15 protein-coding genes are annotated in these 16566 nt (G+C 32.8%); 12 read left to right on the forward strand and 3 right to left on the reverse strand.

Annotated features, from left to right (window positions below; translation table 11 throughout):
• Positions 1-76: 76 nt before the first annotated feature.
• The 5 genes from CLV00_RS08060 to CLV00_RS08080 are packed head-to-tail and all read left to right on the forward strand — an operon-like array spanning position 77 to position 4642.
• Positions 77-679, forward strand: a complete 603-nt coding sequence (locus CLV00_RS08060) for a trimeric intracellular cation channel family protein (RefSeq protein ID WP_099714626.1) — start codon at positions 77-79, stop codon at positions 677-679.
• A gap of 35 nt (positions 680-714) precedes the next feature.
• On the forward strand, positions 715-1665 hold the full coding sequence (locus tag CLV00_RS08065; RefSeq protein WP_099714627.1) for a FemAB family protein: 951 nt from the start codon (positions 715-717) through the stop codon (positions 1663-1665).
• Positions 1662-2774 carry a DegT/DnrJ/EryC1/StrS aminotransferase family protein gene (locus CLV00_RS08070; RefSeq protein ID WP_099714628.1) on the forward strand — a complete coding sequence of 371 codons (1113 nt, stop codon included), beginning with the start codon at positions 1662-1664 and terminating at the stop codon, positions 2772-2774. Before CLV00_RS08065 ends, CLV00_RS08070 begins: the two co-directional genes overlap by 4 nt.
• Positions 2775-3344, forward strand: a complete 570-nt coding sequence (locus CLV00_RS08075; protein ID WP_099714629.1) for an acyltransferase — start codon at positions 2775-2777, stop codon at positions 3342-3344. It begins immediately after the preceding gene.
• Positions 3344-4642, forward strand: a complete 1299-nt coding sequence (locus CLV00_RS08080; RefSeq protein WP_099714630.1) for an O-antigen translocase — start codon at positions 3344-3346, stop codon at positions 4640-4642. The genes CLV00_RS08075 and CLV00_RS08080 overlap by 1 nt, the downstream gene beginning before the upstream one ends.
• Here CLV00_RS08080 and CLV00_RS08085 read toward each other — a convergent pair.
• The gene (locus CLV00_RS08085) at positions 4590-5741 is read right to left on the reverse strand and encodes a glycosyltransferase (protein ID WP_099714631.1); all 1152 of its coding nucleotides are present in this window, start codon (positions 5739-5741) and stop codon (positions 4590-4592) included. The two genes, CLV00_RS08080 and CLV00_RS08085, sit on opposite strands and share 53 nt — an antisense overlap.
• 44 nt (positions 5742-5785) lie before the next feature.
• On the opposite strand from CLV00_RS08085, the gene CLV00_RS08090 reads away from it, so the two are divergent.
• The 3 genes from CLV00_RS08090 to CLV00_RS08100 are packed head-to-tail and all read left to right on the forward strand — an operon-like array spanning position 5786 to position 8111.
• The gene (locus CLV00_RS08090; RefSeq protein WP_099714632.1) at positions 5786-6610 is read left to right on the forward strand and encodes a glycosyltransferase family 2 protein; all 825 of its coding nucleotides are present in this window, start codon (positions 5786-5788) and stop codon (positions 6608-6610) included.
• Positions 6607-7014: an FdtA/QdtA family cupin domain-containing protein gene (locus tag CLV00_RS08095; protein WP_099714633.1), complete on the forward strand. Its 408-nt coding sequence runs from the start codon at positions 6607-6609 to the stop codon at positions 7012-7014. The genes CLV00_RS08090 and CLV00_RS08095 overlap by 4 nt, the downstream gene beginning before the upstream one ends.
• Positions 7011-8111 carry a glycosyltransferase family 4 protein gene (locus CLV00_RS08100; protein WP_099714634.1) on the forward strand — a complete coding sequence of 367 codons (1101 nt, stop codon included), beginning with the start codon at positions 7011-7013 and terminating at the stop codon, positions 8109-8111. Before CLV00_RS08095 ends, CLV00_RS08100 begins: the two co-directional genes overlap by 4 nt.
• On the opposite strand, the gene CLV00_RS08105 is transcribed toward CLV00_RS08100, so the two are convergent.
• Complete coding sequence (locus CLV00_RS08105) at positions 8108-9001, reverse strand: glycosyltransferase (RefSeq protein WP_099714635.1); 894 nt, start codon at positions 8999-9001, stop codon at positions 8108-8110. The two genes, CLV00_RS08100 and CLV00_RS08105, sit on opposite strands and share 4 nt — an antisense overlap.
• Entirely contained in the window at positions 9001-9684 is a 684-nt protein-coding gene (locus CLV00_RS08110; RefSeq protein WP_099714636.1) for a cell division ATP-binding protein FtsE, read from the reverse strand. Before CLV00_RS08110 ends, CLV00_RS08105 begins: the two co-directional genes overlap by 1 nt.
• 236 nt (positions 9685-9920) lie before the next feature.
• Here CLV00_RS08110 and CLV00_RS08115 point away from each other — a divergent pair, with 236 nt between their 5' ends.
• The 4 genes from CLV00_RS08115 to CLV00_RS08130 all read left to right on the forward strand — a co-directional run bounded on the left by CLV00_RS08115 (position 9921) and on the right by CLV00_RS08130 (position 16366).
• On the forward strand, positions 9921-12935 hold the full coding sequence (locus CLV00_RS08115; RefSeq protein ID WP_099714637.1) for a tetratricopeptide repeat protein: 3015 nt from the start codon (positions 9921-9923) through the stop codon (positions 12933-12935).
• A gap of 82 nt (positions 12936-13017) precedes the next feature.
• Entirely contained in the window at positions 13018-13881 is an 864-nt protein-coding gene (locus tag CLV00_RS08120) for a PhzF family phenazine biosynthesis protein (protein ID WP_099716283.1), read from the forward strand.
• A gap of 47 nt (positions 13882-13928) precedes the next feature.
• On the forward strand, positions 13929-15737 hold the full coding sequence (locus CLV00_RS08125) for a TonB-dependent receptor (protein WP_158234589.1): 1809 nt from the start codon (positions 13929-13931) through the stop codon (positions 15735-15737).
• 179 nt (positions 15738-15916) lie between these two features.
• Positions 15917-16366, forward strand: a complete 450-nt coding sequence (locus tag CLV00_RS08130) for a hypothetical protein (RefSeq protein ID WP_099714638.1) — start codon at positions 15917-15919, stop codon at positions 16364-16366.
• The last annotated feature ends 200 nt before the right edge of the window (positions 16367-16566 follow it).

The raw sequence follows: 16566 nt of genomic DNA on the forward strand, positions 1-16566 counted from the left end.
ATTTTCTTTAATTTTGCCTGAATTAGATTCAATTAAAAGCATTCTTTTTATCCATTTTTAAATCCAAAAAAACAGTATGTTCCATTTATTAGACATCATCGGTACGATGGCTTTTGCCATGTCTGGCGCTTTGACGGCAATGAATAAAAAAATGGATCCTTTTGGGGTATTTATTATTGCTTTTGTAACTGCCGTGGGTGGCGGAACCTTGCGAGACATCATGATTGGCAGAACGCCGGTGGGATGGATGCTGGACTTAAAATACGTTTATGTTATAATCATCGGATTCATATTGGCCATTATTTTTAGAAAAAAATTCGACAGATTGCGAACTTCTTTGTTTTTATTTGATACTATTGGGTTGGGCGTTTTTACTTTGATAGGTCTCGAAAAAGGAATAAATATTGGACTTCATCCTGTTATTTGTGTAGCTTTAGGGACCATGACAGCTTGTTTTGGAGGCGTTATTCGGGATATTTTGTGTACTGAAATCCCCGTTATTTTCAGAAGGGAAATTTATGCTACGATTTGTATTTTGGGTGGAATTGTTTTCTTTATCCTTCGGGAATTTAATTTAGAAAATGATGTTTTATACCTAACAACTTCTTTAGTTATCATTTCGGTTCGTTTGATGGCGGTGAAATTTAAATGGTATTTACCCACTTTAGAACATAAATAAAAAATGCTTAATTTCACGAAGTCTAAAATCAAATAGTGAAAAATTATTCCGTCAAACAATACCAGGAAAGCGATTATACAAATTGGAATGCCTTTATTGGTCAAGCCAAAAACGCTACCTTTTTATTTCACCGTGATTTTATGGAATACCACAAAGAGCGATTTGAGGATTTCTCCTTGATGGTTTTTGAGGATGAAAAACTGATAGCTGTTTTGCCGGCAAATAAAGCTGGAGCAAAAGTTTTTTCTCATCAAGGTTTGACGTACGGCGGATTGGTTTACTCCCCTAAAATAAATGGAGAAAAAGTAGAAATAATTTTAGATTCTCTTTTGTCTTTTTTTAAAGAAAATGGGATACATTTTTTTTATTGTAAACCAATTCCTTTTTTCTATTCTTCTGATGGGAATCATGAAACCGACTTCTTTTTACTTAAAAGAGGTGCTTTTTTAGATAAAAAAGAAATGAATCTCGCAATAAATTTGGCAATGCCTTTGACGATTTCAAAAAGTAAATTAAAGCATTTCAGAAAAACTGAAACGCTCGATTTAGAATTGGTGGAAGAACATCGATTTGAATCTTTTTGGGAATTGGTTTTAGTGCCAAGACTATTCGAGAAACATAATGCAAAACCTGTTCATACCCTAGAGGAAATCAAAAAGTTAAAGGAAATGTTCCCCAATAACATCAAACAGTTTTCAGTGTATTATGAGGGCGTTATTATTGCTGGTATTACGTTATTCGAAACAGAAACTGTTGTAAAATCGCAATATGGAGCTACCACCAAGAAAGGCGAGGAGCTGCGCGCATTGGATTTTTTATTCATTCGTTTGATACAAAAATACAAGAGCGAAGGGAAGCTTTTTTTTGATATGGGTGTCGTTACTGATGACAATGAAAAAGGGTATAATGCAGGACTTTTGAAACAAAAAGAAGAATTAGGATGCTCTGTTTACAGTCAGGATTTTTATAAAATGAATCTCATATGATACCATTTCTTGATTTGAAAAAAATTAACGAACCGTATGAAACTGCATTTCAGGAAAAAATGAAAGCGGTTTTAGACAATGGCTGGTATATTTTAGGGAATGAAGTCAAGGAATTTGAAACCAGTTTTGCCAATTATTGCGGTACAAAGCATTGCATCGGTACGGGAAATGGTTTTGACGCTTTAGTTTTAATTTTTAAAGGGTATATTCAATTAAGGAAATTACAAAAAGGAGACGAAGTTATTGTTCCTGCAAACACCTATATTGCGAGTATTCTGGCTATTTTGCAAGCAGATTTAATTCCTATTTTGGTTGAGCCAAAGTTGGAAACTTACAACATCAATCCCGATTTAATTTCAGATAAAATCACTTCAAAAACCAAAGCAATTTTAGTAGTTCATCTTTATGGACAATTGGCAGAAATGGATGCGATACATGAAATTGCTGTCGCAAACGATTTGCTAGTTATTGAAGATGCGGCTCAGGCTCATGGTGCAATCAGAAATCAGAAATCAAGAATCAGCAATCAAAAATCAAGCGTAGCGTATAGTTTTTATCCTGGGAAAAATCTGGGAACATTAGGAGATGCCGGTGCCGTTATCACAAATGATTCGGACTTAGCAGAAGTCATTCGATCACTTCGTAATTATGGTTCGGAAACAAAATATTATAATGATTATATTGGAGTAAATTCAAGATTAGATGAATTGCAAGCGGCTTTCCTTAACGTGAAATTACCCAATTTAGACACTGAAAATGAATGGCGAAGAACTATTGCCAGACGTTATTTGTCTGAAATTAAAAACGATAAAATAATAGTGCCAAATTGGGATTTGTCAAATAATCATGTTTTTCATTTGTTTGTCATTCGAACACAAAACAGAATCGATTTACAAGACTATTTGCATCAAAATGGTATTCAAACGGTCATACATTATCCAGTTCCGCCACACAAACAAAAAGCATTTTCTTCCGAAGCTTCGGGATGGAATCCTTTATCTTTTCCAATCACCGAAAAAATTCATAATGAAGTGTTGAGTTTGCCTATAAGCCCAGTTTTGACGATGGATGAAGTGAGTTATATTGTTTCAGTTTTAAATAAATATTAGATGGGATTATTTAGTAGAATTAAACAATTGTGTTTTGTTACTTTTCGAATCAAAAAGTATGAATTTCTTTCAGATTGTAAAAGAGTTTTTGGTAAACCAAATCTTTTCTATCCATTATTGTTGAAAGGAAATGGGAAGATTCATTTTGGGAACAATGTTCAAATTGGTGTAGTTTCCTCTCCTTACTTTTTTTCAGGCTATACCTATTTAGAAGCCAGAAATGAAAATAGCGAAATTAACATTGGAAACAATGTTGCTATCAATAATGCTTTTTCTATTGTTTGTTTTTCTAAAGTTACCATCAAAGACAATGTTTTAATAGGCGGTAATTGCACTATTATTGATAATGATGGACATGATTTGAATATTGATAAAAGGAATGAGGGAAATCCAGATTCCTTTCCAGTGTACATTGGTGAAAATGTTTTCATTGGTTCCAATGTGTCTATTTTAAAAGGTGTTGAAATAGGGGATAACTCGGTTATAGGAAATGGGTCTGTAGTGACTAAAAATATTCCCAAAAATGTTGTTGCAGCAGGGAATCCAGCTAAAGTAATAAGGAATTTATAATGTTGAAATTCATAAAACAAAATACACTTCTAAAAGTAGTATCACTTAATTCTATTTCCGTAGTGGTGAGTTTTGTTTTGGGAATTATTTCTACAAAGATTGTGTCCGTTTATTTAGGAACTTCAGGAATGGCATTATTGGGGAGTTTCAGGAATTTTACAGGAATGATGAAGTCTGTAACTACATTAGGTATAAACAATTCATTTATAAAGTTATTTGTTGAGAATAAAGAGGATAAGAAAGAAATAGGCATTATTTATTCTACTTTTTTTTGGTTTTTCCTCCTGGTTTCATCAGTCATGGGGTTGCTTATTTTACTCTTTGCCAATAATATTTCCGAATTTTTATTTTTCACCAATTCGTTTACCAATCCCATTCGTTTTTTTGGATTGCTGCTCCCTTTAATTGTTATCAATGTATTTTGGATGGCAATCTACAACGCCTTAGAAAAGTATAAAAGGATTGTTATTTTACAGATTGTTTCCAATGTGCTGATTTTTGTTTTTACAGCTTTTTTAATTGTGAATCATGCTGTAAATGGAGGATTAGTTGCTGTCGCTTTGGGCGAATTAATAATGGTTTTAGTAACGTTTGGATTTGTTATAAAAGACAAAAGCTATTTTCAATTCAATCTCCAAAAAATTTTAGAAAAAAAATACCTGGATGTCATCAAGCGATTTTCTTCCATGGCATTATTGAGTGCTATAATTGCTCCAGCAACATTAATGCTGATACGGAATTTTATTATTGAAACACATTCCATTCAAGAAGCTGGAATCTGGGATGCAACGAATAAATTTTCCAGTTTTTATATGTTAGTTTTTAGTTCTGGATTATCATTGTACTACATGCCTAAATTGGCTTCTTTGACAACTGATGCAGCTTTTAAAGCGGAATTGAAATCCTATTTTAAATTTTTTGTACCGCTATGTTTATTGGCATTAGTGGCTGTTTTTTTGTTGAAAGGAATTATATTGAATATTGCTTTTACTTCAGCGTTTTTAAAAGTGAATGATGTGTTGATTTGGCAGCTTTTAGGCGATTTTTTAAGGATAATGACATTAGCTTTTGGGTATCAAATCGTTGTTAAAGCAAGTATTGAAAAATATTTTATTCTTGAAATAGTGTTTAATGTAGCGTATCTTTTATTGTCTTTTTATTTAGTGCCGCTTTTTTCTTTTGAAGGAGCTTTACAGGCGTATTTTTTTGCCAATTTAATAGTGTTCGTTCTGATTTTATTTATGTTTAGGAAATTGTTTTTGAATTCCAAGACGCCAAGTACTGATTCGCAATATTAATATAATCATGCTCTTTTTCGATAAATGCTCTGGCACGTTTTCCAATAGTAATAATGGCTTCGGGATTTTCAATCAAAAAGGAAAGTTCATTTATCAAGTAATCTACATCTGGTAATGCATTTATATTGATTCGTTCCTTTAAATTATAATGATCCATAAATTCTTTTCCACCGCCTGTAAAAACTACTTTTCCTTTTGCCATAGCTTCCAGGGCGTTGTACCCTTGGTCGTTAGCATAGATTTGATCTAAAACGATTTGTGCGCTATTGTATAAATGTATATAATCTTCATAAGGAAGGTTTTCAGTGATAATCACAGCTACTTTTTGAGCATATTTTTCCTGAATAATTTGCAACGCTTTTTCAAAATAAGCAATTCCTTTTTTGATGTAGCTGGAACGATTTATGCCAAGAAAAATAACAATTTTATCGTTAATTTTTTGTTCTTGAAACTCAATTTTTAGGGTGTTAACCGGATTCGGAATGAAATGAACGGAATATCCCATTTTCTCCATCGGAATCTTATAATCTAAATCGGAGGCAACTAGATTTTGGCAGTTTTCGACCAACCAATCAAAGGTTTTTCGATAGTTTTTTGTGGAGTACTTTAATGGATATTCAAAATGTTCTTTTAACGAATTATCCTCGAAATAAGGAGTCAGAATACTGTAAGCAGATTCTTTTTTGAGTAAATAATCAATAACCGGGGTTTCGTCACCACAGATTAATAAGCTTCTGTTTTTGATTTTTTTGAATATCTTTTTATAAAGTATTAGGGACAAAAAAGGGAACGTTTCAATTGCGTCCGAATTAATGAGCTGTACGTGATCAAAGTTTTTTAATTGTGGTAATAAAAGGAAAAATCGAAGACCTCTTTCAGCTTTCTCTAAATTGATACCCGTGAGTTTATAAAGGATATTTTTGATTTTTCGAGGCAGCCAACAACCCGATAAAAATGCTGGGTGGAACGAATAATCACTATCGAATTTTTTGAAATGATCTCCTGATGACAACAAAATAACTTCATGTCCCAGCATTATCAATCCTTCTTTTAAAGAATTATGCAATCGACTGTATTCGCCAATCAAAAGTATTTTCATTTACAAAGCTGAATTATTTATATTTGTGTAAATATAGTAACAAATTGATAAAAGAATTTAAAAAAGGAGATCTTGAAATAGTAATGGCTACGATGAATAGGGATTCTTTGGATTTTTTGATTCCTATGTTTCCTTTCTGTCATTTTTCAGAATTTTCAATTTTAATTATCAATCAAACCTCTGAAAATAAGCTGTTGGTTTCAGATTTTCCTTCCGTTAGAGTTGTAAATTCATTTGAAAAAGGGTTGTCGAAAAGCAGGAATTTAGGCTTACAAAATGCTCATGGAAAAATTGTTTTATTAGCCGATGACGATGAAGTTTTCAAGGAAGATTTTGAAAGCAATATTCTTAAAGCCCACAATAATTATCCTGAGGCAGCCAGCATTTGTTTTGCAATTGAAGGTTCAAATGGTTTGTTATTTAAAAAATATCCTTCTCAAACAAAATTGCAACTAAATAATCTAGACATTTTTAATATTTTGTCGATTGAAATAAGTTTAAAAAAAGCGGTATTCGACCAACTAAAGATTAAGTTTGATACTAATTTTGGACTTGGAAGTTCATTTATGATGGGAGAAGAAGCTATTTTTTTGTCAGATTTGAAAAATCAAAAACAAAACATAATCATTGTTCCTAAGGTTATAGCAGTTCATCCGGCGGTTTCAACAGATGATAAATTAAATTTGGAACAAAGGTATTATGTACTGGGTGCTTTCTTGACCAGAGTTTCAAATTATAATTATCTTAAAGGGGTTTTTTTGAAGTTGTTCTTTGATATTAAACAAAGCAAGATTAAAATAAACCAAGTTTTTGTAGCACTAAAAAGCGCAAACAAAGGAAAAGAAGATTTTTTACAACTTACTAAATGAAAACAACTCTTAACGCCATACAATTAATAAAAATTCCTGTTGTGGAAGATATACGTGGGAATCTGGCATTTATTCAAGAGGATGTTTTGCCATTTGAATTCAAACGTGTGTATTATCTTTTTGATGTGCCAAGTAATGCATACAGAGGTGGGCATTCACACATTGCGCAGCAAGAAACGCTGATTGCTTTGAGCGGAAGTTTTGAGGTTGTTCTTCAGGATGGATTAGAAAAAAAATCATTTATATTGAACAAACCAAATGTTGGATTGCTTATACCAACAGGCATTTGGAGAGAATTGCAAAATTTTTCTTCTGGAGCCGTTTGTTTGGTTTTGGCATCTGGTGTTTTCAAAGAAGAAGATTATATTAGGGATTTTGATGAATTTTTGGAATCAAAAAAATGAAGCTTCTTTATATAGTTCCCAACATAAATAACGAAGGCGGTGTAGCCAGAGTCCTTTCGATAAAAGCTAATTATCTGGTTGAAAAATTGGGATATGAAGTTCATGTTCTGACTCAAAACGAGGGTTTCTATCCTTTGTTTTATTCTTTTAATTCCAATATTATTTTTCACGATTTATCATTGAAAGGTAACTTTTTTCAGTTTTTTAATTCTTTTGCGAAAGGGTTAAAAAGTAAAATTAAAGCAATTCAACCCGATATTGTTGTTGTTTGTGATAATGGTTTAAAGGCATATTCAATTCCTTTTATTTTAAAAAATAAAGTTCCTCTTATTCTAGAAATGCACAGTTCTAAGTTTGTTGAAGAAAGAGAATTAAAGGATGATTTCTTGACGAAAATGGTGTCTAATGGTATTCATGCTTTAAAAAAAATCGGGATAAAGGAATACGATCGATTTGTTGTTGTAACAAGTGAAAGCATTGCAGAATGGAATATAGATGATACAATTGTTATTCCAAATCCCCTTTGGTTTACTTCAGAAAAATCGAGTGCTTTAGAAAGTAAAAAAGTAATTGCTGTTGGCAGGCATACGTATGAAAAAGGATTTGACAGAATGTTGCAAATCTGGAAAAAAGTTGTTGCAAAACACCCGGATTGGACTTTGGAAATTTACGGCAAATCAGCTAAAAATATCGATTTAAAATTGTTGGCTGAAAACCTAAATGTTTCAGACAATGTTGTTTTTTATGAACCGGTTCAGGATATTGATAAGAAATATTTAGAAGCTTCATTTTATCTGATGTCGTCTCGATTTGAAGGTTTTGGGATGGTTTTAATTGAGGCTATGGCTTCCGGATTGCCTTGTGTTGCTTATGATTGTCCGTGTGGGCCAAGAGGAATTTTGTCTCATGGTGAAGACGGTTTTTTGATTGAAAACGGCAACGAATCAGATTATGTAAAGGGTGTTGAGACTTTAATCGAAAATGCGACATTAAGAAGAGAAATGGGGAAAAAGGCAAAAATATCCAGCGAAAAATACAATATAGATGCTATTATGCAAACTTGGAATCAATTATTCATTGGACTCAAAAAGCGTTAATTTTTATCATTTATCGAACATAAATAGCCAACTCGAAACCAATTAAAAAGGAATAAATTAGGATTCTTTCCAGTCAAATTTTGCAATAATAGATGTTTCTCAAAAATGGAATGTATTTTTGAAATGATAAAAGTGGATTTTGTTCTTTTTAAAAAATGATACAATTGAATCAGTCTTACAAATTCAATATCAATTTTTTCTTCTTCGTACAGCGAAATCAAATTTTCTAAAGACTCTTTGGTCTTGTTCAGATAAGCCAAATTGGTATCAATATCTCCATGTTCAACAGGATTTTCAATATGATTTACTTTAGATTTTAATAAACTCAATTGATATGAAAGTTGGGTGTCATCATGACCGTATTTCTTTCTGTTTTTGTCAAATTTCACTTTTTTGAAACAGTCTTTTTTGATTACGGTATTATTAAAAAGTAACGATTGATACGGTTTTTTCTTTCGGTTTATTGCAGATTTATCCTCAATAAACCTTCCGTATTTCCAACGTAGTTTTTGGTTGTCAGAAGGACATTTTTCAGGATGTAACCTACCGCCATATACAACATCAAAATCATGAAGGTTGTCAATGTGTTTTTTTATGTAATGGTCATGAATAATAATTGAATCTCCGTCAATGAAAAGCAAATAATCAAATTTTGCTTGTTCGGCAAGGGAATTTCTGTTTTCACGATGTGCCAGATTTTCTTTTAAGGAGACAAAACTGCAATTTGATAATGCATTCACATTTTCATTGAGTACATTCAAACCTGATTTTGAAGCATCGTCTTGACATAGAATTTCAAAATCTATTCCGCAATCCATACATTGTTTGTGCAACTCTAAAACAAGAGGATAAACATTGTAATTGTATATTGGAACAAGAATGGAAAGCATTATGCCGTTCTCTGAACCACTTCAAAGATTTTTGCATCTTCACATTTCAATGTTTTAGATGGGAATTTCATCAATAATGCATAATCGTGTGTGGCCATAATGATGGTTTTTCCGTTAGCATTGATGCTTTTTAATACTTCTAAAACTTCGGCACTGGTTTGTGGGTCAAGGTTTCCTGTTGGTTCGTCAGCAAGGATTAATTCAGGGTCGTTCAGTAAAGCTCTGGCAATGGCAACACGTTGTTGTTCTCCTCCAGAAAGTTGATGCGGCATTTTATTGCCAAATTCTCTCATCCCTACTTTATTTAAAACCTCGTCAATCTTGTTTTGCATTTCTACGTTGTCAATCCAGCCGGTAGCTTTTAGAACAAATAACATATTGTCTTTTACAGTTCTATCCGGTAATAATTTGAAATCTTGAAAAACGATTCCAATCTTTCTTCTCAAAAACGGAATGTCATCTTCTTTTAAAGTGGCTAAATCAAAATCTACAATATTTCCTTCTCCTTCTGTTAAAGGTAAATCAGCATATAAAGTTTTCATTAAACTACTTTTTCCAGAGCCTGTTTTTCCAATAATATAAAGGAATTCACCATGTTTTACCTCCAAGTTTACTTGGGATAAAATAGATTTACCTTCTTGATAAATATTTACATTTTTTAGAGACAGTACGGATTGTGACATAGTTTGCATTTGTTTATTGGGTAAAAGTAATAAGATAACGGTTCTATTCAAAATAAATTCTATTCAATTAGATAGAATTCTGATAATTATAAATAATAAGTGAAAGTAGCGGAGTTTAAAGGGATGAATAAAGTTAAATTCTTCAGTGTTAAAAAAAATGTTCATAATAAAAGCCGATAACGATTCGTTATAGACTTCAGAATATGATACATTTGAATTATTAAAATAAAATCACAATGCGTAAAATTTCTTGGCTCTTCTTTATTCCAATTTTCATTATAACTGCCTCTGTTTCGGCACAAAAATCAACAATTTACACTCACGATTCAAAAGATTTCAATAAAGCGGTTTCTTTATTTAAAGATGCGCAATATGCATCGGCGCAACTAATTTTTAATAAAGTAAAGGAAACAGCGACTACTGAAGAACTAAAATCAGATTGTGCCTATTATGCCGCTAATTGCGCCATTCGAACCAATCAATCCAATGCGGATGAATTGATGGAGCAATTTGTTTCGGATTATCCTACGAGTGTAAAACAAAATCAGGCGTACATTGAAGTGGCACATTATCATTTTAATCAAGGGAATTATCCGCAAGCATTGCAATGGTTTGATAAAGTAGACGAAAGCAGTTTAAGCAGAAACGACCAAGATAAATTCAATTTTCAGAAAGGGTATAGTTTTTTTAATGCCAAAAAGAAAAAAGAAGCTACAGTGTATTTGAATAAAGTCGTAAACTCTGCCGAATATGGTTCTCAAGCCAAATATTATTTGGGGTTTATGGCGTATGAAGGTGATGATTACAAGCAGGCAACAAAGTATTTTGACGAAGTTTCAGGCGAAGAAAAGTACAAAGAAAAGCTTTCGTATTATCAGGCTGACATGAATTTTAAGTTGGGGAATTTCCAAAAAGCAATTGATTTAGGACAGAAAGCAATGGCTAAATCAACTCCTTTGGAAAAATCTGAACTGAGTAAAATCATTGGCGAAAGCTACTTCAATTTGAAACAATATGATAAAGCAATTCCATATTTAGTAGATTATAAAGGAAAAAAAGGAAAATGGAATAATACGGATTTTTACCAATTAGGATATGCGTATTACAAACAAAAAGACTACGAAAACGCGATTTCTCAGTTCAATAAAATCATTGGAGGGAAAGATTTTGTAGCGCAAAATGCCTATTATCATTTGGGAGAAAGTTACCTGAATACCGATAAAAAACAGCAGGCTTTGAATGCTTTCAAAAACGCTTCTGAAATGGATTTTGATTTAGCAATTCAAGAAGATGCGAGCCTGAATTATGCAAAATTAAGTTATGAATTAGGAAATTCGTATCAAAGTGTACCTGCAGTTTTGCAAGCTTTTTTGAAAAAATATCCAGATAATGCAAGCCGTTCAGAGGTGGAGAAATTATTGATAGATTCTTATATTTCGTCTAAAAACTACAAAGAAGCCTTAGTTTTATTGGAGAAAAATAAATCGCCAGAAAACAAATTAGCGTACCAAAAAGTACTTTTTTACAGAGGTTTAGAATTATACACCGATGGGAATTATCCGGAAGCCTTGAAGATGTTCACAAAATCTGTGAGCGAACAAAAAGATGCCGTTTTTACGGCTCGTGCTACTTTCTGGCAAGGTGAAACGGAATATGTTTTGAATGATTTCAAAGACGCATTATTAAGTTTCAAGCAATTCATTGGTGCAAACCAAGCGGCTACAACACCAGAATTTAAAAACAGCAATTACAATATTGCTTACACGTATTTTAAATTGAAAGAATACGATCAAGCGGGTAATTATTTCCAAAATCAAATAGAAAAAGCACCTTCGGATAAAGTACGTTTGAATGATTCGTATTTGCGTTTGGCGGATTGCCGTTTTGTAACTTCAAAATACGGTCCGGCTATGGATGCGTACAGTAAAGTGATAGAATCTAAAAGTGTAGATGCAGATTATGCGTATTTTCAAAAAGCGATTTGCTATGGATTTATAGCAAAAAATGACAAGAAAATAGATGAGCTAAATGCTTTTTTACAATTATATCCAAAATCAGAATACAGAGACGATGCGCTTTTTGAACTTGCTAATACTTATGTTGCCGAGAATAAAAATGACCTTGCCGTTAAAACTTATGACCGTTTAAATACGGAATTTAAAAAAGGATCTTTCACTTCCAGATCTATTTTGCGTCAGGGATTAGTGTATTATAACACGGATAAAGATGAGCAGGCATTGTTGAAATTTAAGAAAGTAGCTGCTGATTTTCCTAGAACTCCTGAGGCTTTAGAAGCGGTAGCAACCGCTCGATTGATTTATGTGGACAATGGCAGAGTTGATGAATATGCAACTTGGGTTCGTACGTTGGATTTTGTTGCTGTAACAGATGCAGAGCTTGATAATGACACGTATGAAGCTGCTGAAAAACAATTTCAACAAAATAATGTTAAGCAAGCAATAGCAGGATTTAGTGGTTATATAAACCAATTTCCTCGTGGGATTCATGCTTTGCAGGCTAATTATTATTTGGCTCAATTGTATTATTCTGAAGGTTCGGAGAGTAAATCTATTGCTAATTATGAATATGTAATTGCGCAATCTAGAAGTGAATTTACAGAACAATCGTTATCAAGATTAGCTCAAATTTTCCTTAAAAATAAAGAGTATGAGAAAGCAATTCCGGTTTTATCCCGTTTAGAAAACGAAGCGGATATTTCTCAGAATAAAACTTTTGCACAATCTAATTTGATGAAATCGTATTATGACAAAAAGGATTATCCAAATTCAGTTATTTATGCAGAGAAAGTATTGATGAATCCTAAAACGGATGATAATGTAAAAAGTGATGCGCAAATTATTATAGCGCGTGCGGCAATTGAAACAGGTGATGAAGCGAAAGCGAAAGTTGCCTACGCAAAATTGATGACGATTGCTAAAGGAGAATTAGCTGCCGAAGCCTTGTATTATGATGCTTATTTTAAAAATAAAGACGAAAAGTTTGAAGCTTCTAATACTGCTGTTCAAAAATTAGCGAAGAATTATTCCAGCTATAAATATTTTGGTGCGAAAGGATTAGTATTAATGGCGAAAAACTTTTACGGACTAAAAGACAGTTATCAGGCAACATACATTTTAGAAAATGTAATCCAAAATTTTACTGATTTTACGGATGTAGTTTCAGATGCACAAAGAGAATTGGATACTATAAAAGCTGAGGAATCTAAAACAAATTCATCGATAACTAAATAAAGAAGGCTGTGATTGTATGTTGGAAAACAACAAAAATCGGCATGAAATTTTTAGAATAATGGAAAGTCAAAAAACAAATAGAATGAATTTACCTTTTTACATCGTTGATGTTTTTACAAAGCAAAAATATGCAGGCAATCAATTGGCTGTTTTTTTAGAGGCTGAAGCCTTAAGTGACGAACAGATGCAAAAAATTGCCCGTGAAATCAACTTTGCGGAAAGCACTTTTATAACAAAGCTTGACCCTGAAAATAAAGCAGCAACAATTAGAATTTTTACTCCAGAGCACGAAATGAAGTTTGCTGGACATCCAATAATAGGAACATCGTGGGTTTTGATGAATACCATATTTGAAGGCCAACCAGAAAAGATTACGTTATCGGTTCCAATTGGTGAAATTCCAGTGCGTCAATCGGGAGATTTGGTTTGGTTGCAGGCGGCTCAACCTCAGTTTTTGGATACTTTTTCAGCAGAAGGTTTTTTATCCTTCAGCAATTTAAGCAGTGCTGATTTTGATGATAAATTTTCCATTCAGGAAGTAAGCACAGGAAGCGCTTTTGTAATTGTTCCTCTGAAAAATAAAAAAGCATTGGAGAATTTAATTCTTGACAAGGATAAAATGAACGAATGGTTGCATGCACACTGTAAAACCAATCATAGAGCGTTATATTTTTATTGTTTAGAAGATGGAAAACTCATTAGCAGAATGCTATGTGTTGAAAACAATCAACTTATTGAAGATGCTGCAACGGGAAGTGCCAGCACTTGTTTACAGGCTTTTCTTTTGAAATATTATTCACCAGAAATTAAAATAGTCAATCATCAGGGAGATTTTATAAACAGGGCTTCCCAAATTTATTTTGATGGAAAATTAAGTGAAAATCATTTTGATATAAAAATAGGCGGAGAAACGCAATTCATTGCAAAAGGCGAATGGGAAGTTTAAAGATTAAGATTATTAGCGTTAGAAATAAGAAGTAAAAAAAATAAAACATGACATTTAAACAATTGAACATAAAATCATTCACAAATAAGGCAGCAACGTTTTCGGTTCCCTTTCCTTCAGTGAGAATTGGGTTGGGGATTTTATTCTTCTTCGTATTCCAATTTTCGTTTGCACAAAAGAAAGAGCAAATAGGAACAGAGACCGTAAATGTTGTAAAACCGTATACGCCAAAAATTTCGGACGCTTTCAAGGTAAAAGAAATTCCTGAACTGGATGAAGACGCAAATGCCAAAAAAGAAAAGATAAAGTACACGATTTTCTCTTTTCCGGTAGCTTCAACTTTTACACCATCCAAAGGGAAAGCAGAAGGGGTAGAAAAAGAAAAACAAGCCCATTTGTTTAAAAATTACGCCACTTTTGGAGTGGGTAATTACGGAACCTTTATTGGGGAATTATTCGTGAATCATGATCTTAATGACACGGATTATGTTGGTGGAATGTTTCGTCATCATTCGTCTGAGGGTGGAATCCAAAATATAGCATTAGAGGATGGTTTTTACGATACATCGCTGGACTTGATGTATGGTTCCAATCAAAAAGACGTGTCCTGGAATTTGGATTTGGGGTATCAAAACCAAATTTATAATTGGTACGGATTACCTGCAAATTTTGGCAGCACTTTGACTCCTCAAGACAGAATGGTTTTGATTAACGGAATTAATCCTCAGCAAACTTACGGTACGATATCGTTAGGCGGAAATGTAGCCTTTAACGAAAGTATTTTGAACAAAGCAAGTCTGAAATACAATCATTTTTCGGATGCTTCAGGATCTTCTGAAAATCGTTTTTATGCAAAACCAACAGTAGAATTTGATGTAATGGAAAGCGCGGTAAAAACAAATATAATTGTAGATTATGTTAGCGGTAGTTTCAAGAAAAATTATTTAAATACCAATACAGAGCGTGTAAAATATGGTTTTACAAATTTTGGAATTGTTCCCAGTTTTGTAATGCAGGAAGATGATTGGACGCTGAATATTGGAGCTGGTTTGTTTTATAGTATGGATAATGAAAACAGCAACAATACCTTTTTAGTGTATCCACAATTCAATGCTTCTTACAAAGTTGTTGGTGATTTGATGATTTTCTATGCAGGAGCCGAAGGGGATTTAGAGCAAAACTCCTATATGGATTTTGTCAACGAAAATCCGTTTTTATCACCAACATTGAATATTGCGCCAACAGATAAGCAGTATGATATTTTTGCCGGATTAAAAGGAAAATTAACCAATACAGTAAGTTATAATATAAAAGCTTCGTATGCAAACGAGAGAAATAAAGCTTTATTTAGAAGCAATGATTATACTGAAAATGCGGGTAACGAGGATTATGCTTTTGGAAATTCCTTTCAAGTGGTGTATGACGATATGAAAACATTGCGTTTTTACGGAGAACTAAAAGCTGATTTTTCTTCAGCTGTATCTTTTGGAATCAATGGAACTTTCAGTAGTTACACCAATGATTTTCAGCAAGAAGCTTGGAATATGCCAACAATTAAAATAAATTCAAATCTTGATTTCAATATAACTGAGAAATGGTTCGCTGGTGCAAATGTGTTTTATGTAGGCGAGCGTAAAGATATCCAGATAAATACTGATTTTTCAGCGAATGCTGCTCCTGTAACTTTAAAATCTTATTTTGATGTAAATGCAAATGTAGGATTCAAATACAGCGATCGATTGACTGCTTTTGCAAGAGCCAATAATATCACTAATAATGCTTACCAAAAATGGCAGAATTATCCGGTTCAAGGTTTTCAGGTAATTTTAGGAGTGAACTATAAATTTGATTTTTAATTTTTTACTTAACCACAAAGTTCACAAAGAAGATACAAAGACTACAGAAAGTTTAATCATAAAGAAGTCAACCTTTTGTCTTCTTTATGATTAAACTTTTTCTAAATACAGAAACTATAATAAAAAAACTTCGTGAACATTGTGCTTTCTTTGTGAACTTTGTGGTTAAACTTTAAATTATGACTTTCAAGCAAAAAATACATACGCATTATCTACAATTAGTTCAGGATAGAATCGATGTTTTCAAAGACATGATTGTAGCGCTTACCGAAGATTCTAAGAACGATGCCAAAGGTTCTGCCGGAGACAAACACGAAACCGCTTTGTCAATGATGCATATTGAGCAGGAAAAACTCAATCGTAAATTGAGAGAAGTACTGGATCAAAAAACAGTTTTAGATAAAATTGATGCCACTACAATTGCCGAAACCATCATTGTGGGCAGCTTGGTAAAAGCAAACGGAATCTATTTGTACCTGAGTGTGGCGCTTCCTAAAATCAATGTCGAAGGAATCAATATTATCGCATTGTCACCACAATCGCCTTTGGGAAATAAACTCATGGGAAATCAAGAAGGGTTTACTTTTGAGATTAATGGTACGAAGTATTTAGTGGAGAATATTGAATAAAATCTGTTATAATCCGTCCCGAAACTTCGGGAGTTGCATCTGCCTTATCCGCGTCCTATTTTACAATCCACAACTTCAATTCTGTTTTTATTCTTTTTTAATTACATTTTAAATACAAATAATCATTTTTAGTTATTGTTTGTAATTAAAAATGGCATTTGTGTTTTTCAATTAGAACTATAACTCCATCTTTGCCCTAT

The organism is Flavobacterium sp. 11, assembly GCF_002754315.1.
Classification (GTDB): domain Bacteria; phylum Bacteroidota; class Bacteroidia; order Flavobacteriales; family Flavobacteriaceae; genus Flavobacterium; species Flavobacterium algoritolerans.

Excerpts from the sequence above, each read along its gene's own strand:
- CLV00_RS08060 (WP_099714626.1), top strand. The coding sequence starts at position 77 with ATGTTCCATTTATTAGACATCATCGGTACGATGGCTTTTGCCATGTCT.
- CLV00_RS08070 (WP_099714628.1), top strand. The coding sequence starts at position 1,662 with ATGATACCATTTCTTGATTTGAAAAAAATTAACGAACCGTATGAAACT.
- CLV00_RS08075 (WP_099714629.1), top strand. The coding sequence starts at position 2,775 with ATGGGATTATTTAGTAGAATTAAACAATTGTGTTTTGTTACTTTTCGA.
- CLV00_RS08080 (WP_099714630.1), top strand. The coding sequence starts at position 3,344 with ATGTTGAAATTCATAAAACAAAATACACTTCTAAAAGTAGTATCACTT.
- CLV00_RS08085 (WP_099714631.1), bottom strand. The coding sequence starts at position 5,741 with ATGAAAATACTTTTGATTGGCGAATACAGTCGATTGCATAATTCTTTA.
- CLV00_RS08095 (WP_099714633.1), top strand. The coding sequence starts at position 6,607 with ATGAAAACAACTCTTAACGCCATACAATTAATAAAAATTCCTGTTGTG.
- CLV00_RS08100 (WP_099714634.1), top strand. The coding sequence starts at position 7,011 with ATGAAGCTTCTTTATATAGTTCCCAACATAAATAACGAAGGCGGTGTA.
- CLV00_RS08105 (WP_099714635.1), bottom strand. The coding sequence starts at position 9,001 with ATGCTTTCCATTCTTGTTCCAATATACAATTACAATGTTTATCCTCTT.
- CLV00_RS08110 (WP_099714636.1), bottom strand. The coding sequence starts at position 9,684 with ATGTCACAATCCGTACTGTCTCTAAAAAATGTAAATATTTATCAAGAA.
- CLV00_RS08115 (WP_099714637.1), top strand. The coding sequence starts at position 9,921 with ATGCGTAAAATTTCTTGGCTCTTCTTTATTCCAATTTTCATTATAACT.
- CLV00_RS08120 (WP_099716283.1), top strand. The coding sequence starts at position 13,018 with ATGAATTTACCTTTTTACATCGTTGATGTTTTTACAAAGCAAAAATAT.
- CLV00_RS08125 (WP_158234589.1), top strand. The coding sequence starts at position 13,929 with ATGACATTTAAACAATTGAACATAAAATCATTCACAAATAAGGCAGCA.
- CLV00_RS08130 (WP_099714638.1), top strand. The coding sequence starts at position 15,917 with ATGACTTTCAAGCAAAAAATACATACGCATTATCTACAATTAGTTCAG.